Origin of the sequence: Bradyrhizobium sp. CCBAU 45394 (assembly GCF_028128655.1) — a bacterium.
GTDB lineage: Bacteria > Pseudomonadota > Alphaproteobacteria > Rhizobiales > Xanthobacteraceae > Bradyrhizobium > Bradyrhizobium diazoefficiens.
This window is the reverse complement of sequence record NZ_LBIX01000177.1, coordinates 642,555-657,860: the sequence shown is the minus strand read 5'-3', so window position 1 is coordinate 657,860 and position 15,306 is coordinate 642,555. Positions and strand designations below refer to the sequence as shown.

Annotated in this window: 13 protein-coding genes and 1 pseudogene; 6 read left to right on the top strand and 8 right to left on the bottom strand. The window is 64.2% G+C overall.

Translation table 11 applies throughout. The features are described 5' to 3' along the window. Nucleotides 1–28: 28 nt before the first annotated feature. The 4 genes and pseudogenes from WN73_RS43815 to WN73_RS43800 all read right to left on the bottom strand — a co-directional run bounded on the left by WN73_RS43815 (nt 29) and on the right by WN73_RS43800 (nt 4,590). On the bottom strand, nt 29–1,114 hold the full coding sequence (locus WN73_RS43815; protein ID WP_271558421.1) for a rhomboid family intramembrane serine protease: 1,086 nt from the start codon (nt 1,112–1,114) through the stop codon (nt 29–31). Nucleotides 1,115–1,201: 87 nt separating this feature from the next. Beyond that, nucleotides 1,202–1,997: pseudogene (locus tag WN73_RS43810) on the bottom strand (enoyl-CoA hydratase/isomerase family protein). Between the two features lie 122 nt (nt 1,998–2,119). Beyond that, nucleotides 2,120–3,664 (bottom strand): acyl-CoA synthetase, encoded by a 1,545-nt coding sequence (locus tag WN73_RS43805; RefSeq protein ID WP_271558419.1) that lies wholly within the window; start codon nt 3,662–3,664, stop codon nt 2,120–2,122. 116 nt (nt 3,665–3,780) lie between these two features. Beyond that, on the bottom strand, nt 3,781–4,590 hold the full coding sequence (locus WN73_RS43800; RefSeq protein ID WP_271558418.1) for a crotonase/enoyl-CoA hydratase family protein: 810 nt from the start codon (nt 4,588–4,590) through the stop codon (nt 3,781–3,783). A 105-nt stretch (nt 4,591–4,695) separates the two neighbouring features. Here WN73_RS43800 and WN73_RS43795 point away from each other — a divergent pair, with 105 nt between their 5' ends. Continuing rightward, nucleotides 4,696–5,568 (top strand): SDR family oxidoreductase, encoded by an 873-nt coding sequence (locus WN73_RS43795; protein WP_028172371.1) that lies wholly within the window; start codon nt 4,696–4,698, stop codon nt 5,566–5,568. Nucleotides 5,569–5,782: 214 nt separating this feature from the next. Continuing rightward, nucleotides 5,783–7,360, top strand: coding sequence for a fatty acid--CoA ligase (locus WN73_RS43790; protein ID WP_271558417.1), 1,578 nt, complete (start codon nt 5,783–5,785; stop codon nt 7,358–7,360). Between the two features lie 117 nt (nt 7,361–7,477). Here WN73_RS43790 and WN73_RS43785 read toward each other — a convergent pair whose 3' ends face one another. Continuing rightward, entirely contained in the window at nt 7,478–8,752 is a 1,275-nt protein-coding gene (locus WN73_RS43785) for an acyl-CoA dehydrogenase family protein (protein ID WP_271558416.1), read from the bottom strand. A 210-nt stretch (nt 8,753–8,962) separates the two neighbouring features. On the opposite strand from WN73_RS43785, the gene WN73_RS43780 reads away from it, so the two are divergent. After that, nucleotides 8,963–9,742, top strand: a complete 780-nt coding sequence (locus tag WN73_RS43780; RefSeq protein ID WP_063921431.1) for an enoyl-CoA hydratase-related protein — start codon at nt 8,963–8,965, stop codon at nt 9,740–9,742. Nucleotides 9,743–9,991: 249 nt separating this feature from the next. On the opposite strand, the gene WN73_RS43775 is transcribed toward WN73_RS43780, so the two are convergent. From WN73_RS43775 to WN73_RS43765, 3 genes are read right to left on the bottom strand one after another with little or no spacing between them, the layout of a single operon-like run. Further along, nucleotides 9,992–10,369, bottom strand: a complete 378-nt coding sequence (locus WN73_RS43775) for a DUF6285 domain-containing protein (RefSeq protein ID WP_011085729.1) — start codon at nt 10,367–10,369, stop codon at nt 9,992–9,994. 3 nt (nt 10,370–10,372) lie between these two features. Next, nucleotides 10,373–11,359 (bottom strand): phosphotransferase family protein, encoded by a 987-nt coding sequence (locus tag WN73_RS43770; protein WP_271558415.1) that lies wholly within the window; start codon nt 11,357–11,359, stop codon nt 10,373–10,375. Next, nucleotides 11,356–12,144 (bottom strand): enoyl-CoA hydratase/isomerase, encoded by a 789-nt coding sequence (locus WN73_RS43765; protein ID WP_011085727.1) that lies wholly within the window; start codon nt 12,142–12,144, stop codon nt 11,356–11,358. The genes WN73_RS43770 and WN73_RS43765 overlap by 4 nt, the downstream gene beginning before the upstream one ends. A gap of 179 nt (nt 12,145–12,323) precedes the next feature. Between WN73_RS43765 and WN73_RS43760 the strand changes: the two genes are divergently transcribed. The 3 genes from WN73_RS43760 (at nt 12,324) to WN73_RS43750 (ending at nt 15,176) form a co-directional block, all read left to right on the top strand. Further along, entirely contained in the window at nt 12,324–13,103 is a 780-nt protein-coding gene (locus WN73_RS43760) for an SDR family NAD(P)-dependent oxidoreductase (RefSeq protein ID WP_271558414.1), read from the top strand. A 127-nt stretch (nt 13,104–13,230) separates the two neighbouring features. After that, nucleotides 13,231–13,611 carry a VOC family protein gene (locus tag WN73_RS43755; protein ID WP_028172377.1) on the top strand — a complete coding sequence of 127 codons (381 nt, stop codon included), beginning with the start codon at nt 13,231–13,233 and terminating at the stop codon, nt 13,609–13,611. Between the two features lie 287 nt (nt 13,612–13,898). Beyond that, a complete protein-coding gene (locus WN73_RS43750) occupies nt 13,899–15,176 on the top strand; it encodes an acyl-CoA dehydrogenase family protein (RefSeq protein ID WP_271558413.1) in 1,278 nt (425 codons plus the stop codon). Nucleotides 15,177–15,306 lie beyond the last annotated feature (130 nt).

The window sequence follows — 15,306 nt, the reverse complement described above, 5'->3', positions numbered from 1 at the left end:
ATCCCTCTTTATAGCACGCCTTCCGCGGTCATAGTCCATGACGTCGGCTGCGTTCGGCACGCAACGACGTGCCGACGAATCCAACATCCTCGATCCCGCGCGAAATCTCCTTCGAACAGAGCCAAAGCGTCACCGCAGCGGCGCCAATCGCGGCCAGCCCCGAAATGAGAACAGGATTGGGGCAGAATATGACGAGAAGATTATCGAGCGGAACGGAGCCAGTTGGCCAGCGCGGGCTGCAAGTCGATGCCAGAGCCCCACCGGAAAGCATCACGGCCGCAGCGTTCGCTCCGGCCAGAACCGTCACGACGATCGCGAGGCCCTTCTTCATGGAGAGGATGAGATCAACCATCTTCACCACGGCACAACACGCGGCCACGACGACGAGGGCCGGGCCCCATCCGGCGCCCCCGGCGGCGATCACCTGAGCCTGGCCGCTCCAGGCCCACAGCGCGGCAACGCAGGCAAGCAGGGTGAGATTGACCTTTACCGCTTCCGGAAACTTGCACCGAAGCACATGGATATTCGCCTTCTCGATGAGGTCCAGCAATGCGCAGGCGATCAAGCCAGCTGCAAAACCACCAAGATGGACACCCCAGTCAATCCGTGAATTGCCGAACGCAAACGCGATGTTCAATCCGATGTTGATCGCGAAGAAATCGAACCCGACATCGAGCTTGCCGAGAATCCACAGGCAAAGCAGCGCGCCCAGAATGCCCGACGTGGCGCCGGACGCGCCGACCGTCAAATAGGGCGTGGAATGAATGCCATTGCCGATGACGGCGCCGAACACCATCGCGCAGAGGTAGATGATGAGGAAATAGGCCGGTCCCACCCGCCGCTCGAGATGCCCGCCCCACAGCACCAGACACAACATGTTCATCGTGAGGTGGACGAAATTGACGTGCAGGAAGCCGTAGGCGAGCAGTCGCCAATACTCATGCCGCGCGATTGCGGTCGTGTACATGCCACCGTAGCGATACAGCAACTCCGCCGGCGCCGACGGACCGCCCGCCTGGATGAAGCAAAACCCCGACGTGAGGACCGTCACCGTCATCAGCGCGTAGACGGCCGCATGAGGGACTTCGAAGAAGCTGGCGCGGAATGAGGGCATAGGTGATCGCAAGCGGCTGGAGCGGGACCGCCAATCTAGCCGAGCCGATCCATAATTGCCACTCCTGCGTGTGCCAGCCGACCTGGCCTACCGCCCCTCGAACTTCGGCTCGCGCTTCTCCATGAAGGCCTTCATGCCCTCGGCCATGTCCTGGGTTTTGAACAATGGCAGGAGTTGGAGATAGACGTGGTGGACGTGGTCGGAGAAGTTCTCGTTGAGGCCCATCCGCATCATGCGCTTGGAGGCTTGCACCGCGAGCGGCGCGTTGGCGGCGATTTCGCAGGCAATCGCAGTGGCGCGGCTCATCAAGTCGGCGTCCGGCACGACCTCGTTGGCAAGGCCCCAGTCCAGGCACTCGCGTGCGCTCAGCGTGCGGCCGGTGAAAATCAGCTCGGAGGCCTTGGCCCAACCGAGCATGCGTGGCAGCAGCCAGGTGCCGCCGGATTCCGGCACCACGCCGCGCTTGACGAAGGCTGCGGCGAGTTTTGCGGATTCCGCCATGATGCGGATGTCGCAGCCGAGCGCGGTGTCCATGCCGTAGCCGGCGGCGCCGCCGTTGACGGCACAGATGGTCGGCTTGTCCATCGCCTGCAAGACCGTCGGCGGTGTGTTGCGCAGGTTGATCGTGGTCGGAGAGGACGCCGCGCTCAGGCCATTGCCGTCGCGCTCCTTGCGCAGGTCGAGACCCGCGCAGAATGCCCGCCCCTTGCCGGTGAGGATCACGACGCGTGACGTTCTTGTCCTCATTGGCCTCGGTCAAGAGCCGCGCCAGATCGTTCAGCATCGGCCCGGAGATCGTGTTCATGCGCTCCGGCGCATTCAGCGTGATGGTCGCGATGTGATCAGCGACCTCGTAGAGGACTTCTTTGGTGGCGTCACTCATGACGAATGTTTCCCCGTCCTGTGTCTCGTAGGGTGGGCAAAGGCGCGTTTGCGCCGTGCCCACCATCAGCAACTTCGATTGTCATGGTGGGCACGCTTCGCTTTGCCCACCCTACGCATTCTTCAGATCTTCCGCCCCGCCTGCTCCCAATAGGGATCGCGCAGGCGGCGCTTGAATATCTTGCCGGAGTCTTCGCGCGGCAGCCCGCTGCGGATCTCGATGTGCTTGGGCACCTTGTAGTCGGCGAGCGAGGTCTTCAGCCGCGCGCGGACATCCGCGGCATCGAGCGTGATGCCCGCTTGCGGCTCGACCACCGCCATCAATGCCTCGCCGAATTCGGCGTCGGGGATACCGAACACCGCGCAATCATGCACGCCGGGCACGGCGTGCAGCACGGACTCGATCTCGGCCGGATAGATGTTGACGCCGCCCGAGATCACCATGTCGCGCTTGCGATCGCAGATGAAGACGTAGCCGTCTTCGTCGATGTAGCCGACGTCGCCGGAGGTGATGAAGCCGTCACGGTCGATCTCGGCGCGCTTCTCCGGCTTGTTGTGATAGGTGAAGTCGGCCATCTCCGCCATGCGGGAATAGATCTCGCCGATCTCGCCCACACCCAGCACGCGGCCGTCCTCGCCGAGGAAGCGCAGCTCGGCGCCGGGAGAAATCTTGCCGACGGTGCCGGGCTTCTTGAGCGCGTCCTCGGAGGTCGCAAAGGTGACGGCGCTGGATTCGGTCGAGCCGTAGAATTCGTAGATCACCGGCCCCCACCAGTCGATCATGGCGCGCTTGACGTCGGCCGGGCAAGGCGCTGCCGCGTGGATGATATGGCGCAGCGAGGAGACATCGTACTTCTTGCGCACCTGTTCCGGCAGCTTCATCAGGCGGATGAACATGGTCGGCACCATGAAGACGGTGTCGATCCTGTAGCGTTCGATCAGCTCCAAAAACTCTTCCGCCTCGAAGCGCGGCATCAGCACCAGCGCGCCGCCGAGTTTTCCCGCGCGGATGCCGAACGAGTTCGGCGCGGAATGATAGAGCGGGCCCGGCAGGATCGCGCGGGCGCCCGGCTTCAGACCATAGATCATCGCGCGCATGCGCTCGCCGGCGGCCTGCTGCTCCGGCGTCGGCGCATTGCGCCGCACGCCCTTGGGATGGCCGGTCGTGCCTGACGTATAGATCATGCTCATCGGCTGCGGCACGATTGGGCCGTCATAAGGCTGATGCTGCGCGAGCCAGGATTCGAAATCGATCGCGAAGTCCGGCGTCGCCAGATGATCCGGATCGATCTTGTAACTGGACAGGATCTCCGGCGGCGTCGGCACGCTGAGCACGGTGACGCCCGATGGAATCGCATCGCGCAGCGCGTGCAGCATGTCGGCCTGCCCGATCAGCACGGGCGTGCCGGTGTCGTTGAGGATGTAGTTGATCTCTTCCGGCTTGAAGTGCCAGTTGATCGGCACGCCATAGGCACCCAGCCGCATCGCGGCGTAGGCGGCCTCCAGGAAGGCGATGTCGTTGCGCATCAGCATGCAGACGCAATCGCCCGGGCGGACGCCGATCTTGCTGAGGCCGTTCGCGATGCGGTCGGCGCGATTGGCGACCTCGGCGTGGGAACGGCGGCGGTCGCCGGAGACGATGCCGAGGAATTGGGACGTTTCGCTCATTGTTGTTTTTCTTTGTTGTGGGTAGTGGCCGTCATTCCGGGGCGATGCGCAGCATCGAACCCGGAATCTCGAGGTTCCGGGTCTGGTCCTTCGGACCATCCCGGAACGACAGAGAACTAATCCGCAAACTTCGGCGCACGCTTCTCCAGATTGGCGCGCACCGCCTCGGTCTGGTTCGCACTACCGATCAGCTTCTGCTGCTCGACGGACTCGGCCAGCAGCGCCGGGCCCGGATCGACCGAGAGATTGTTGAGCAGGCGCTTGGCGGCGCGGATCGCATCGGGGCTCTTGCCGGCGATCTCGCGCGCCACTTCCAGCGCGACCGCCCGCGGATCGTCGCAGATCCGCGTGGCAAGGCCGTAAGCCATCGCCTCCTGCGCGGAGAAGATGCGCCCCGTATAGGTGAGATCGCGCAGGATGTCGTCGCGCACGAGACTGGCCAGGATCGGCGTGCCCGCCATATCAGGCACGAGGCCCCATTTGATCTCCATCACCGACATCCGCGCATCGGGGGAGAGGAAGCGCATGTCGGCACCGAGCGAGAGCTGGAAGCCGCCACCGAAGGCAACGCCATGCACGGCCGCGATTACGGGAACAGCAAGCTGGCGCCATCCCCATACCGCCTGTTGCGGAAAGTTCGCCTGGCCGTGCGTGCGCTTGGTGAGGTCGCGATTTTCGCCACCCGGAATTCCGTTGCCGCCCTTCTCCTTCATGGCGGCAAAACGCCCCATGTCGAGACCGGCGCAGAACGCCCGGCCTTCGCCTGAGAGCACGACGACGCGGACGCTTTTGTCCTTCGAAAGCCGGTCTGTTGCGGCAACAAGGGCCTCGAACATGGCCTGATCGAGCGCGTTCATCTTGTCCGCGCGCACCAGGCGCACGTCGGCGACGCCTTCCGAGATCGAGATCGAGACGCGCTCTTCCATGGATGAATTCTCCCCTGTTCTTGTTCAGTGCCGCTTTACAGGAAGCCGGCGGCCGGATTTAGTCAATCGATCAATTAACCGACAATCCCTACGGGGGAAACACCCATGTTCAAGGAAAATCTTCTGGCCGGCCGGCGCATCCTCGTGACCGGCGGCGGCACCGGGCTCGGCAAGTCGATGGCGGCGCGCTTCCTCCAGCTTGGAGCCGAAGTGCACATCTGCGGCCGACGCAAGATCGTGTGCGACGAGACCGCGACCGAATTGATGGATCTTTATGGCGGACGCGTCACCAGCCACGGCGTCGACATCCGCAACGCGCTCGCGGTCGAGGAGATGATCGAAAACATCTTTCGCGAAGCGCCCCTCACCGATCTCATCAACAACGCCGCCGGCAATTTCATCTCGCGCACCGAAGAGCTGTCGCCGCGCGGCTTCGACGCCGTCGCCAACATCGTCATGCACGGCACGTTCTACGTGACGCATGCGGTCGGCAAGCGCTGGATCACCTTGAAGCAGCCGGGCAACGTCGTCTCGATCACCACGACCTGGGTGCGCAACGGCTCGCCCTATGTGGTGCCGTCGGCGATGAGCAAGTCGGCGATCCACGCCATGACGATGTCGCTTGCGACCGAATGGGGCCGCTACGGCATCCGCCTCAACACGATCGCGCCCGGCGAAATCCCGACCGAGGGCATGAGCAAGCGCATCAAGCCGGGCGACGAGGCCGGCGCGCGCACCAAGGCGATGAACCCGATGGGCCGCGTCGGTACCATGGAGGAGCTGCAGAACGTCGCCGTGTTCCTGATCTCCGGCGGCTGCGACTGGATCTCCGGCGAGACCATCGCCATGGACGGCGCCCAGGCGCTCGCGATGGGCGGCAATTTCTACCAGCTCCGCGACTGGAGCGACGACGACTGGAAGACCGCGCGCGAGAGCATCATGGCCCAGAACGAGAAGGACCGGGCGAAGCGGGGGTAGCCGCTCTCTCCGTAGTCGTCCTGGCGAAAGCCAGGACCCACTACCACCGAATGTCGTTTGGCGAAGATTGGTCATGACCGGTCTTCGCCAAATTGCGTTTTACGGCTATGGGTCCTGGCTTTCGCCAGGACGACGGCGGGGCTCCCCCATCTTGTCTTCACTCGCGGATGACGCCACACTCGGCGGCATAAGAACAAGACGTCACGGGAGGAACATGTCCACACAGCCATTGGCGAATCTCGCCGACATGGTGCGCGAGCGCGCGACGAGTCGCGGCAATGCCACCGCCTACGAGTTCGAGGGCCGCGTCACCAGCTTCGTCGCGTTCGACATCAAGACCAACAAGGTCGCCAACGCGCTTCTGGCGATGGGCGTGAAGAAGGGCGAGCGCATCGCCTATCTCGGCAAGAACAGCGACTTCTATTTCGAGCTGCTGATGGGCGCGATGAAGGCCGGCGTGGTGATGGCGCCGGTGAACTGGCGGCTTGCCGGACCCGAGGTCGCCTTCATCGTTTCGGATTGCAAGGCGCCGGTGCTGTTCGTCGGGCCGGAGTTCATCACACTGGTCCGCCAGATCAAGGACCGGTTGCCTGGCGTCCGCACGATCATCACCACCGAAGGCGGCGCGCCGGAATGGCAGGATTTTACGGCCTGGCGCGATGCGCAGAGCAGCGACGATCCGAAGGTACCGATCGATACGAAAGACATCGCGATCCAGCTCTACACGTCAGGCACCACGGGCAAGCCGAAGGGCGCGATGCTGAGCCACGCGAACTTCCTCAACCTGGTGCAGACAGGCAACGCCGCGGACAAGCCGGAGTGGAACCGGTGGTCGACCGACGACGTGTCGCTGGTCGCGATGCCGATCTTCCACATCGGCGGCTCGGGCTGGGGCGTGATGGGTCTCTATCACGGCGCCCGCGGCGTGATCGCACGCGAGTTCGATCCGACCAAGGTGCTGGATTTCTTCGAGCAGTCGGGCATCACGAAGCTCTTCATGGTGCCGGCAGCGATGCAGTTCGTGGTGCGGCAGCCGCGCGCGAAGACAGTCGATTTCTCCAGGCTGAAATACATGCTGTACGGCGCCTCGCCGATTCCGGCAGCGCTGCTGAAGGAGTGCATCGAGGTCTTCAAATGCGGCTTCGTGCAGATGTACGGCATGACCGAGACGACAGGCACCATCGTCGCGCTGCCGCCGGAGGATCACGTCGAGGGGCTGGAGCGGATGCGCTCGGCCGGCAAGGCGCTCCCCGGTGTCGAGATCGCCATTCTGGATGCGGACGGCAAGCCGCTGCCGCCGCGCCAAGTCGGCGAGATCGCGACGCGCTCGGGCTCCAACATGGCGGGCTACTGGAATTTGCCGGAGGCAACCGCGGCGACGCTGCGCGGCGACGGCTGGCTGCGCACCGGCGATGCCGGCTACATGGACGAGGACGGCTATCTCTACATCCACGACCGCATCAAGGACATGATCATCTCCGGCGGCGAGAACATCTATCCCGCCGAGGTCGAAAGCGCGCTGTGCGATCATCCTGATGTCGCCGAAGCCGCCGTGATCGGCGTGCCCGACGATAAATGGGGCGAAGCGGTGAAGGCGGTGGTGGTGATGAAGCCCGGCAAGCAGGCGACCGCGACCGACATCATCAACTTCACCCGCGAGCGCATCGCAGGGTTCAAGACGCCGAAGACCGTGGAGTTTCTGCCGACGCTGCCGAGGAATCCGTCAGGCAAGATTTTGCGACGGCAATTGAGGGAGCCGTATTGGGCCGGGAAGGATCGGCGGGTGAACTGATCGCGCGATGCCGTAGGGTGGGCAAAGGCGCAACGCGCCGTGCCCACGGTCTCGTTTCGTATTCGAGGGATCGTGCGTACGCTTCGCTTCGCCCACCCTACGACAGCCGTGCAAGCCTCAATGCTTCCCCGGTCCCATATATCCGAACAGGAACCCCGCCACCTTGCGCATCTGGATCTCCTCGCTGCCTTCCGTGATCCGGTAGCGGCGATGGTGCCGATAGATATGCTCGAACGGCTTGTGGCGTGAATAGCCCATGCCGCCGTGGACCTGCATGGCGCGGTCGGCGGATTCGCAGCAGAGGCGGTTTGCCCAGTAGTTGCACATCGAGACGCGGTCGGAGAGCGTGCGCTCGATCTGCTCCTCGGTGAGCTGGTCCATTTCCCAGGCGGTCTTGCGGATCAGAAGGCGCAGCATCTCGGCTTGCGTCGCGAGCTCGACAAGCGGGAACTGGATCGCCTGGTTCTCGGCGAGCGCCTTTCCGAACGGCTTTCGCTCGCGCGCATATTTGACGCTCTCGTTGATGCAGTAGACCGCGGCACCCAGCGAGCTCGCCGCCTGACGGATGCGGTTCTGGTGCACGAAGCACTGCGCCAGCGACAGGCCGCGGCCGACCTCGCCGAACAGCGCATCCTCGGGCACGAACACGTCGGTGAAGCTGACGCGGGGATGATCGGTCGGCATGTTGAAGGTCCACATGTACTCCTCGACCTTGACGCCGTGGCTCTTGGCCGGCACCAGGAAGCAGGTGATGCCGCGCGCATCGCCGTCATTGCCCGAGGTGCGTGCGAACAGCGCGCAATGCGTGGCGACGTGCATGCCCGTCGTCCACATCTTCTCGCCGTTGATGATCCAGCCCTTGACGTTGTCGCGGGTCGCCGGCACCGCACGCGTTTCCATGTGGGTGGCGTCCGAGCCGTGATGCGGCTCGGTGAGGCCAAAGGTGATGCGGTACTTGCCCTTGATCGAGCCGTCGATCATCGCCTTCTGGTCGTCGCGGCCGTAGCGGTCGAGCATGGTGACAACAGGGAAATTGCCGACGATGGAATGCTCGTTCTGAAGGTCGTTGTGCAGGCCAAGGCCCTTGGCGGCAAAATGCTCGCGGATCACCGCCATCCAGAGGTTGGAGCCGTCCTTGCCGCCATACTGCTTCGGCACCGGGAAGCGCAGGTGCCCGGCGGCGTCCGCGAGATCCTTGGCCTTGCGCAGCAGCGCCTCCCATTCGTGCCGCGGCAGGCCGCCGTTCTCGAAATCGGTGCGCGCCCATTCGCGACGATGATCAAAGAAGCGGATGTTGTCGTCGGCCGCTTCCAGCGGCTTGATCTCGCGTTCGATGAAACGGTCGAGCTCTCCGAGATAGGCGACGAGATCTGTTGGCAATGAGAAATCCACGGCTCTCTCCCGGATGATTTTTTCGTTTTGCGTTAAGGCGCTAAGCACGCTTTTGCTTCGCACGATTAAGGTGAGAAGAGCGCGCGCAAGTCAAGCAAGCCGAGGCGTGCCGGCTGCGCAAGGCGCATTGCGCAATTCGATGGTGCCCCGGCGCTTGTGCACGCTAGTATGACGGCAATATTCCTTCAGGAGAAAAAGCGGGAGCGAGCGATGGAGCTGAAATTTTCCAAGGTGGAACGCAAGGGACCGATCACGATCGTCACGCTGTCGCGGCCCGAGGTCTACAATGCGCTGCATACCGACGCGCATTTCGAGCTCCAGAAGGTGTTCGACGATTTCTCGGCCGATGCCGAGCAATGGGTCGCGATCGTCACGGGCGCCGGCGACAAGGCGTTCTGCGCCGGCAACGACCTGAAGTGGCAGGCGGCCGGCGGCAAACGCGGCTGGGACAAGGGCGGTTTTGCCGGCCTCACCTCCCGCTTCGACTGCGACAAGCCGATCATTGCCGCCGTCAACGGCGTTGCGATGGGCGGTGGCTTCGAGATCGCGCTGGCCTGCGACCTGATCATCGCCGCGGAGAACGCGACCTTCGCCTTGCCCGAGCCGCGCGTGGGCCTTGCCGCCCTCGCCGGCGGCCTGCACCGGCTGCCGCGCCAGATCGGCCTGAAGCGCGCCATGGGCATGATCCTCACCGCGCGCCATGTCAGCGCCAAGGAGGGTCACGAGCTCGGCTTCGTCAACGAGGTGGTGCCGCAGGGCGAGGCGCTGACGGCGGCGCTACGCTGGGCGGAGATGATCACCAAGAACTCACCGATGTCGATCCGGGCTTCAAAGCAGGCGATCCAGAAGGGGCTTGGCGTCTCGCTGGAGCAGGCGATCGAGGAGCAGCGCGAATATCCGGCGGTGAAGGCGATGGTGGCCTCGCAGGACTACATCGAGGGCCCGAAGGCGTTTTCGGAGAAGCGGCCGCCGAAATGGGTGGGGAAGTAATCCCTCCTGTCATTCCGGGGCGCGCCGTCAGGCGCGAGCGCGGAATCCATCGGGCCACGGCGACCGCGGATAAATGGATTCCGGGCTCGTCGCTTCGCGACGCCCCGGAATGACGAGGAGAGTGTGGCGCACCACTGCATCAACGCCGTCATTGCGAGCGCAGCGAAGCAATCCAGACTGCCTCCGCGGGGACACTCTGGATTGCTTCGTCGCAAGGGCTCCTCGCAATGACGGAGAATGTAGCGCCGCCTACCCGCCACGCCCCAGCTCGCGCTTGTACGACGCATAATTCGGCTGATCCACCGCAAGCTTGTCCATCGTGGTCGCCCACAGATGCTCGGCGAGGCCCGGCGTTGCGATATCCACCTCGCCCCTGGCGATACGCTCGGCCAGCACGCGGTTGAGGTCCGTCACCGAGCCGTCAATGCCGAGCAGTGCACGCAGCCGCTCCACCTCTTTCGCATCGCTCCCCTCCTCCTGCGTCAGCTGCCGCGTGACGAGATCGAGGATGTTGATGGCGACGCGCAGCTTGAACGCCTGGTGGCCGGAGATCAGCGGTGCGATGTCGCTGCGGAGGAAATCGGCGACTGACTTGGTCAGCTCGACCGGTGTCGGTTCGTCCTGCATGTGTCAACTCCCGCGCGGCGCCAAGAGCCGCAACAGATCGATCTCGGTCTCGGAGGCGCGACGCCCGATCATGGCGCGCTCCATGGAATGGTCCGGTCCCTCGCGGAACCGCTGCATCATGCCGCCGCACATGATGCCCCAGCGCAGCGTGCCCATCACTTCCCAGAATTTTACGCGCGCGGGATCGACTTTTCGGCCTGCCGCTTCGTAACCCGCGAACAATTCCTCGCGAGTGCCAAAACCGCCGACGGGCTTGTCGATCTCGCCGAACCGCCAAGAGTTAACGCAGACCCAGCCAAGATCCTCCATGGGATCGCCGAGATGGGCGAGCTCCCAGTCGAGCACGGCGCGGACGCCGTCGGGGCCGATGATGAGATTGCCGTTGCGGAAATCGCCATGCACCAGCGTCTCCTCGGCCGAGGGGCCGGGATCGTGGTCGCGCAGCCAGCGCAGCGCCAGCTCGAACACGGGCTTGGGCCAGTTCAGGCTGCGATAGTCGCGCTCGAATTCGCCGATCTCCTGGGTCGCGCCGCGACTGCGCAGCTCCGGCAGCTTGTCCAAAGGCAGCCTGTGCAGGCCCGCGAGAACGCCGCCGATTTGCCGCGCGAGAAGCGGCCGCGCGGCCGCATACTCTTCATCGCGAAGAATCTTGCGCGCGATGGTCTCGCCCTCGACCCGCTGCATAATGAAGCCGGTGCCGAGATCGTCCTCGGCCGTCAAGACATGCATCACGCGCGGCGACGGCACGCCGGCTTCATAGGCGAGCTGCATCAATTGCGCTTCAGCGCCGAGCCCCGCCGCGCGCGTCGGAGCCGCGCCATAACCCTTCGGCGAGCGGCGCAGGATCGCACCGATCGGCCCGTCGGGATGCGCGATGTCGAAGCGCCAGGTTTCCTGGCTGGCACCGCCGGACAGCTTGGCCGCGCCGGTGACGCCGGTCGCCCCCTCGCACCAGCGCGTGACGCTGCGGGAGAGTTGCGCTTCGATCATTTGCCCTTGAACTGCGCGGGGCGCTTCTCCAGGAACGCGCCGACGCCCTCGCGAAAATCCTGGGTGTCGCCGGCGCGGAGCTGGCACTGGAATTCGAGGTTGAGCTGATCCTCGAAGGAATTTTCCGGGCTGTCCCAATAGAGCTTGCGGATCAGCGACAACGCCACCGTCGGGCCGCTGGCAAGCTCGCGCGCCAGCTTCATCGCCTCCTCCATCAGCACGCCGTCATCGTAGACGCGATTGACGAGGCCCCATTCCAGCGCCTTCTCGGCCGGGAGCCGCTCGCCCATCAGCGACAGCTCGATCGAGCGGGCCCGACCAATGAGCCGCGGCAGCAGCCAGGTCGACCCGCAATCCGGCACGAGGCCGATGCGGCGGAACGCCTGCAGGAAGTAGGACGAGCGCGCACACAGGATCATGTCGCCAAGCAGCGCGAAGCTCATGCCGGCACCCGCCGCCGGCCCATTGACCGCGGTGACGATCGGGCAGTGCAGATTGCGGATGCGGCGCAGGAACGGGTGAAAGCCGGTCTCCAGCGTCAGGCCGGCCTTGGTCTTCTTCGACTGGTTGTTGCGGCCCTGAAGATTAGCGCCAGTGCAGAACGCCCGCCCCGCGCCGGTCAACACGACGCAGCGCACCTCGTCTTTCTTCTCTTCGATCGCATCGAGCGCCTCGGCAAGGCCACCCAGCATGTCCACGGAGACCGCGTTCATCACCTCCTGATGGTCGAGCTTGAGGATCGCGACCGAACCATCGAAATCGAGCGTGACGTGTTTGAACTGCATGGTTTCCTCGTCAGTTGCGGCCTGCGTCAGTTTCGCAGACCGGAATTACTTTTGCCGGGGCGCATATTTGATTTTTGGCGCGGTCTTGTCCATGGTGATCGGAGCATAGCAAGCAATCTTGCGCGCAGCGGCTGGTGCGCGTCATGCCAGAAAGTCTTGCCAAAAACGGGAAACGCGCCATGAACCTTTTCGACCTCTCCGGCCGTGTCGCCGTGATCACCGGCGGCAATGGCGGCATCGGGCTCGGCATCGCGCAGGCACTGGCCGGCCAGGGCTGCAACGTTTCGATCTGGGGCCGCAATCCTGGCAAGAACAGAAGCGCTGCCGCGAGCCTGGCGGGACTTGCCGGCAAGGTGGATACCCGCGTCTGCGACGTCACCGATCCGGCCTCGGTCAATGCCGCGATGAAGGCCACGCTCGACACCTTCGGCCGGGTCGACGGCTGCTTCGCCAATGCCGGCATCGGCGGCGGCGGCCGGCGCTCCTTCATCGAGCGCACCGAAGAGGAATGGCGCACGATGTTTTCGACCAATCTCGACGGCGTGTTCCACGCGTTCCAGGCGGCCGCCAGACACATGACCGACCGCGCCAATGCCGGCGATCCCTTCGGCCGGCTGGTCGCGACCTCGAGCCTCGCCTCGATCTTCGGCACCGCGCGCAACGAGCACTATGCCGCGACCAAGGCTGCCATCAACGCGCTGGTGCGCGCGCTCGGCGTCGAGCTGGCACGCCACGGCGTCACTGCGAATGCGATCCTGCCCGGCTGGATCAAGAGCGACATGACCGCCGGCCTCATGGCCAACGACAAGTTCGTCGCCAATGTGATGCCGCGCATTCCGCAGCGTCGCTTCGGCGAGGCCAGCGATTTCGGCGGCATCGCGGTGTATCTGATGAGCAGGGCGTCGTCGTATCATACGGCCGATACGTTCGTGATCGACGGCGGCTATACCGCGTTTTGACATCTCGTAGGTGGGCAAAGGCGCTCTTGCGCCGTGCCCACCAGAAATACTTTCGAAGGCCGTGGGCACGCTGCGCTTTGCCCACCCTACGGCTTCTCGTTTTGTGAGCGCAGAGGGGACAGGGCGAATGTTTTCACACATCATGATCGGCACCAACGACCTCGACAAGGCGAAGGCCTTCTACGACCAGCTGCTCAGCACGCTCGAGGTGCGGCCTGCACGGGTCGACGGCCATCGCATCTTCTACATCACCAAGACCGGCGTGTTCTCGGTGACGAAGCCGATCAACGGCGAGCCCGCGACCTGCGCGAACGGCGGCACCATCGGCTTTGCCGCCAACTCGCCTGAGCAGGTCGACAGGTGGCACGCGGCCGGCGTCGCCGCCGGCGGAACGCCGATCGAGAATCCGCCCGGCATCCGCGAGGGCGCGGGGAACAAGCTTTATCTCGCCTACTTGCGCGATCTCGACGGCAACAAGATCTGCGCGATGCACCGGATGCCGAACTGATTGCCCCAGGACGCTGTCATTCCCCGCGAAGGCGGGGAATCCAGTACGCCGCGGCTTCTCCGTGAGTCGCTGACGTCACGGAGTACTGGATCGCCCGGTCAAGCCGGGCGATGACAACCGTGAGTGCGGCCCGCGCCTGCCACCTCACTCCATTCAAACAACATTTCAAACGCCCTCGCGATATTCCATCGCGTGGCATGGCTCGCGTGAAAAATGCGCGCTCGCACTTTGGCCGCGCTGCGACTATTCTCGCGTTCAGCACGAACTCAGCGCCCCCGGGAGGAACAATGAAAAAACACACCTACATTCCCCGCACCACCAACTACACGCTCAATCCGGGCGACGAGCTCAACGACCTCCGCATGTCGGATCAGGTTCGCCCGCTCTACGATCACGTCAGGAAGTTCATCCGCGACACCGTCGAGCCGATGTCGATCGAGTTCGCCAAGGCTGGCGAGAGCAAGGAAGACCGCTGGAGTTTTACGCCGAAGCAGCTCGAAGTGCTCGAGGTCGCCAAGAACAAGGCCAAGAAGGAGGGCCTCTGGAACTTCTTCCTGCCCGATGACGAGACCGGCCAGGGCCTGAAGAATCTCGACTATGCCTATATCGCCTCCGAGCTCGGCAAGAGCCCGCTGGCCTCCGAGACGATGAACTGCTCGGCGCCCGACACCGGCAACATGGAGGTGCTGGAGCGCGTCGGCACCAAGGAGCAGAAGGAGAAGTGGCTGAAGCCGCTGCTCAACGGCGAGATCCGCTCGGCCTATGTCATGACCGAGCCGAACGTCGCCTCCTCCGACGCCAAGAACATCTCGACGACGGCCAAGCTCGTCGGCGACGAATGGGTCATCAACGGCGAGAAGTATTACATCTCCGGCCTAGGGGATCCCCGCTGCAAGATCCTCATCGTGATGGTGAAGACCAATCCGGATGCGGCGCCGAGCAAGCAGCAGTCGCAGATCCTGGTGCCGCGCGACACGCCCGGCGTCGAGGTGCTCGGACCCATGTACGTGTTCGGCCAGGACCACGCCCCGCGCGGCCACATGCACATGCGCTTCAACAATGTGCGCGTGCCGAAGGAGAACATGCTGCTCGGCGAAGGCCGCGGCTTCGAGATCTCGCAGCTCCGCCTCGGCCCGGGGCGCATCCATCACTGCATGCGCACCATCGGCAAGGCCGAGAAGGCGCTCGATCTGATGGTGCAGCGCGGCCTGACCCGCGAAGCCTTCGGCAAGAAGATCGCCCATCTCGGCGGCAACATGCAGATCATCGCGCAGGCGCGCTGCGAGATCGAGGCGATGCGGCTGATGGTGTTGAAGGCGGCGAAGGCCATGGACGTGCTCGGCAACAAGGAAGCCCGCGTCTGGGTCTCCATGGTGAAGGCCATGGTGCCAGAGCGCGCCTGCAAGATCATCGACCAGGCCATCCAGATGCACGGCGCCACCGGCATCTCGCACTGGACCCCGCTCGCCGAGATGTACCAGGACGTGCGCCACCTGCGCTTTGCCGACGGTCCGGACGAGGTGCACTGGATGGTCGTCGGCCGGCACGAGCTGAGCATGGCCTGAACTCTATCCGTCCCTCTCTCCGTACTTGCGGGGAGAGTCCCGTAGGGTGGGCAAAGGCGCGCTCTTCGCGCGCCGTGCCCACCATCTCGGCTCTTCGCATGACGTGGTGGGCACGCTCCGCTTTGCCCAC

Excerpts from the sequence above, each read along its gene's own strand:
- WN73_RS43815 (WP_271558421.1), bottom strand. The coding sequence starts at position 1,114 with ATGCCCTCATTCCGCGCCAGCTTCTTCGAAGTCCCTCATGCGGCCGTC.
- WN73_RS43805 (WP_271558419.1), bottom strand. The coding sequence starts at position 3,664 with ATGAGCGAAACGTCCCAATTCCTCGGCATCGTCTCCGGCGACCGCCGC.
- WN73_RS43800 (WP_271558418.1), bottom strand. The coding sequence starts at position 4,590 with ATGGAAGAGCGCGTCTCGATCTCGATCTCGGAAGGCGTCGCCGACGTG.
- WN73_RS43795 (WP_028172371.1), top strand. The coding sequence starts at position 4,696 with ATGTTCAAGGAAAATCTTCTGGCCGGCCGGCGCATCCTCGTGACCGGC.
- WN73_RS43790 (WP_271558417.1), top strand. The coding sequence starts at position 5,783 with ATGTCCACACAGCCATTGGCGAATCTCGCCGACATGGTGCGCGAGCGC.
- WN73_RS43780 (WP_063921431.1), top strand. The coding sequence starts at position 8,963 with ATGGAGCTGAAATTTTCCAAGGTGGAACGCAAGGGACCGATCACGATC.
- WN73_RS43775 (WP_011085729.1), bottom strand. The coding sequence starts at position 10,369 with ATGCAGGACGAACCGACACCGGTCGAGCTGACCAAGTCAGTCGCCGAT.
- WN73_RS43770 (WP_271558415.1), bottom strand. The coding sequence starts at position 11,359 with ATGATCGAAGCGCAACTCTCCCGCAGCGTCACGCGCTGGTGCGAGGGG.
- WN73_RS43765 (WP_011085727.1), bottom strand. The coding sequence starts at position 12,144 with ATGCAGTTCAAACACGTCACGCTCGATTTCGATGGTTCGGTCGCGATC.
- WN73_RS43760 (WP_271558414.1), top strand. The coding sequence starts at position 12,324 with ATGAACCTTTTCGACCTCTCCGGCCGTGTCGCCGTGATCACCGGCGGC.
- WN73_RS43755 (WP_028172377.1), top strand. The coding sequence starts at position 13,231 with ATGTTTTCACACATCATGATCGGCACCAACGACCTCGACAAGGCGAAG.
- WN73_RS43750 (WP_271558413.1), top strand. The coding sequence starts at position 13,899 with ATGAAAAAACACACCTACATTCCCCGCACCACCAACTACACGCTCAAT.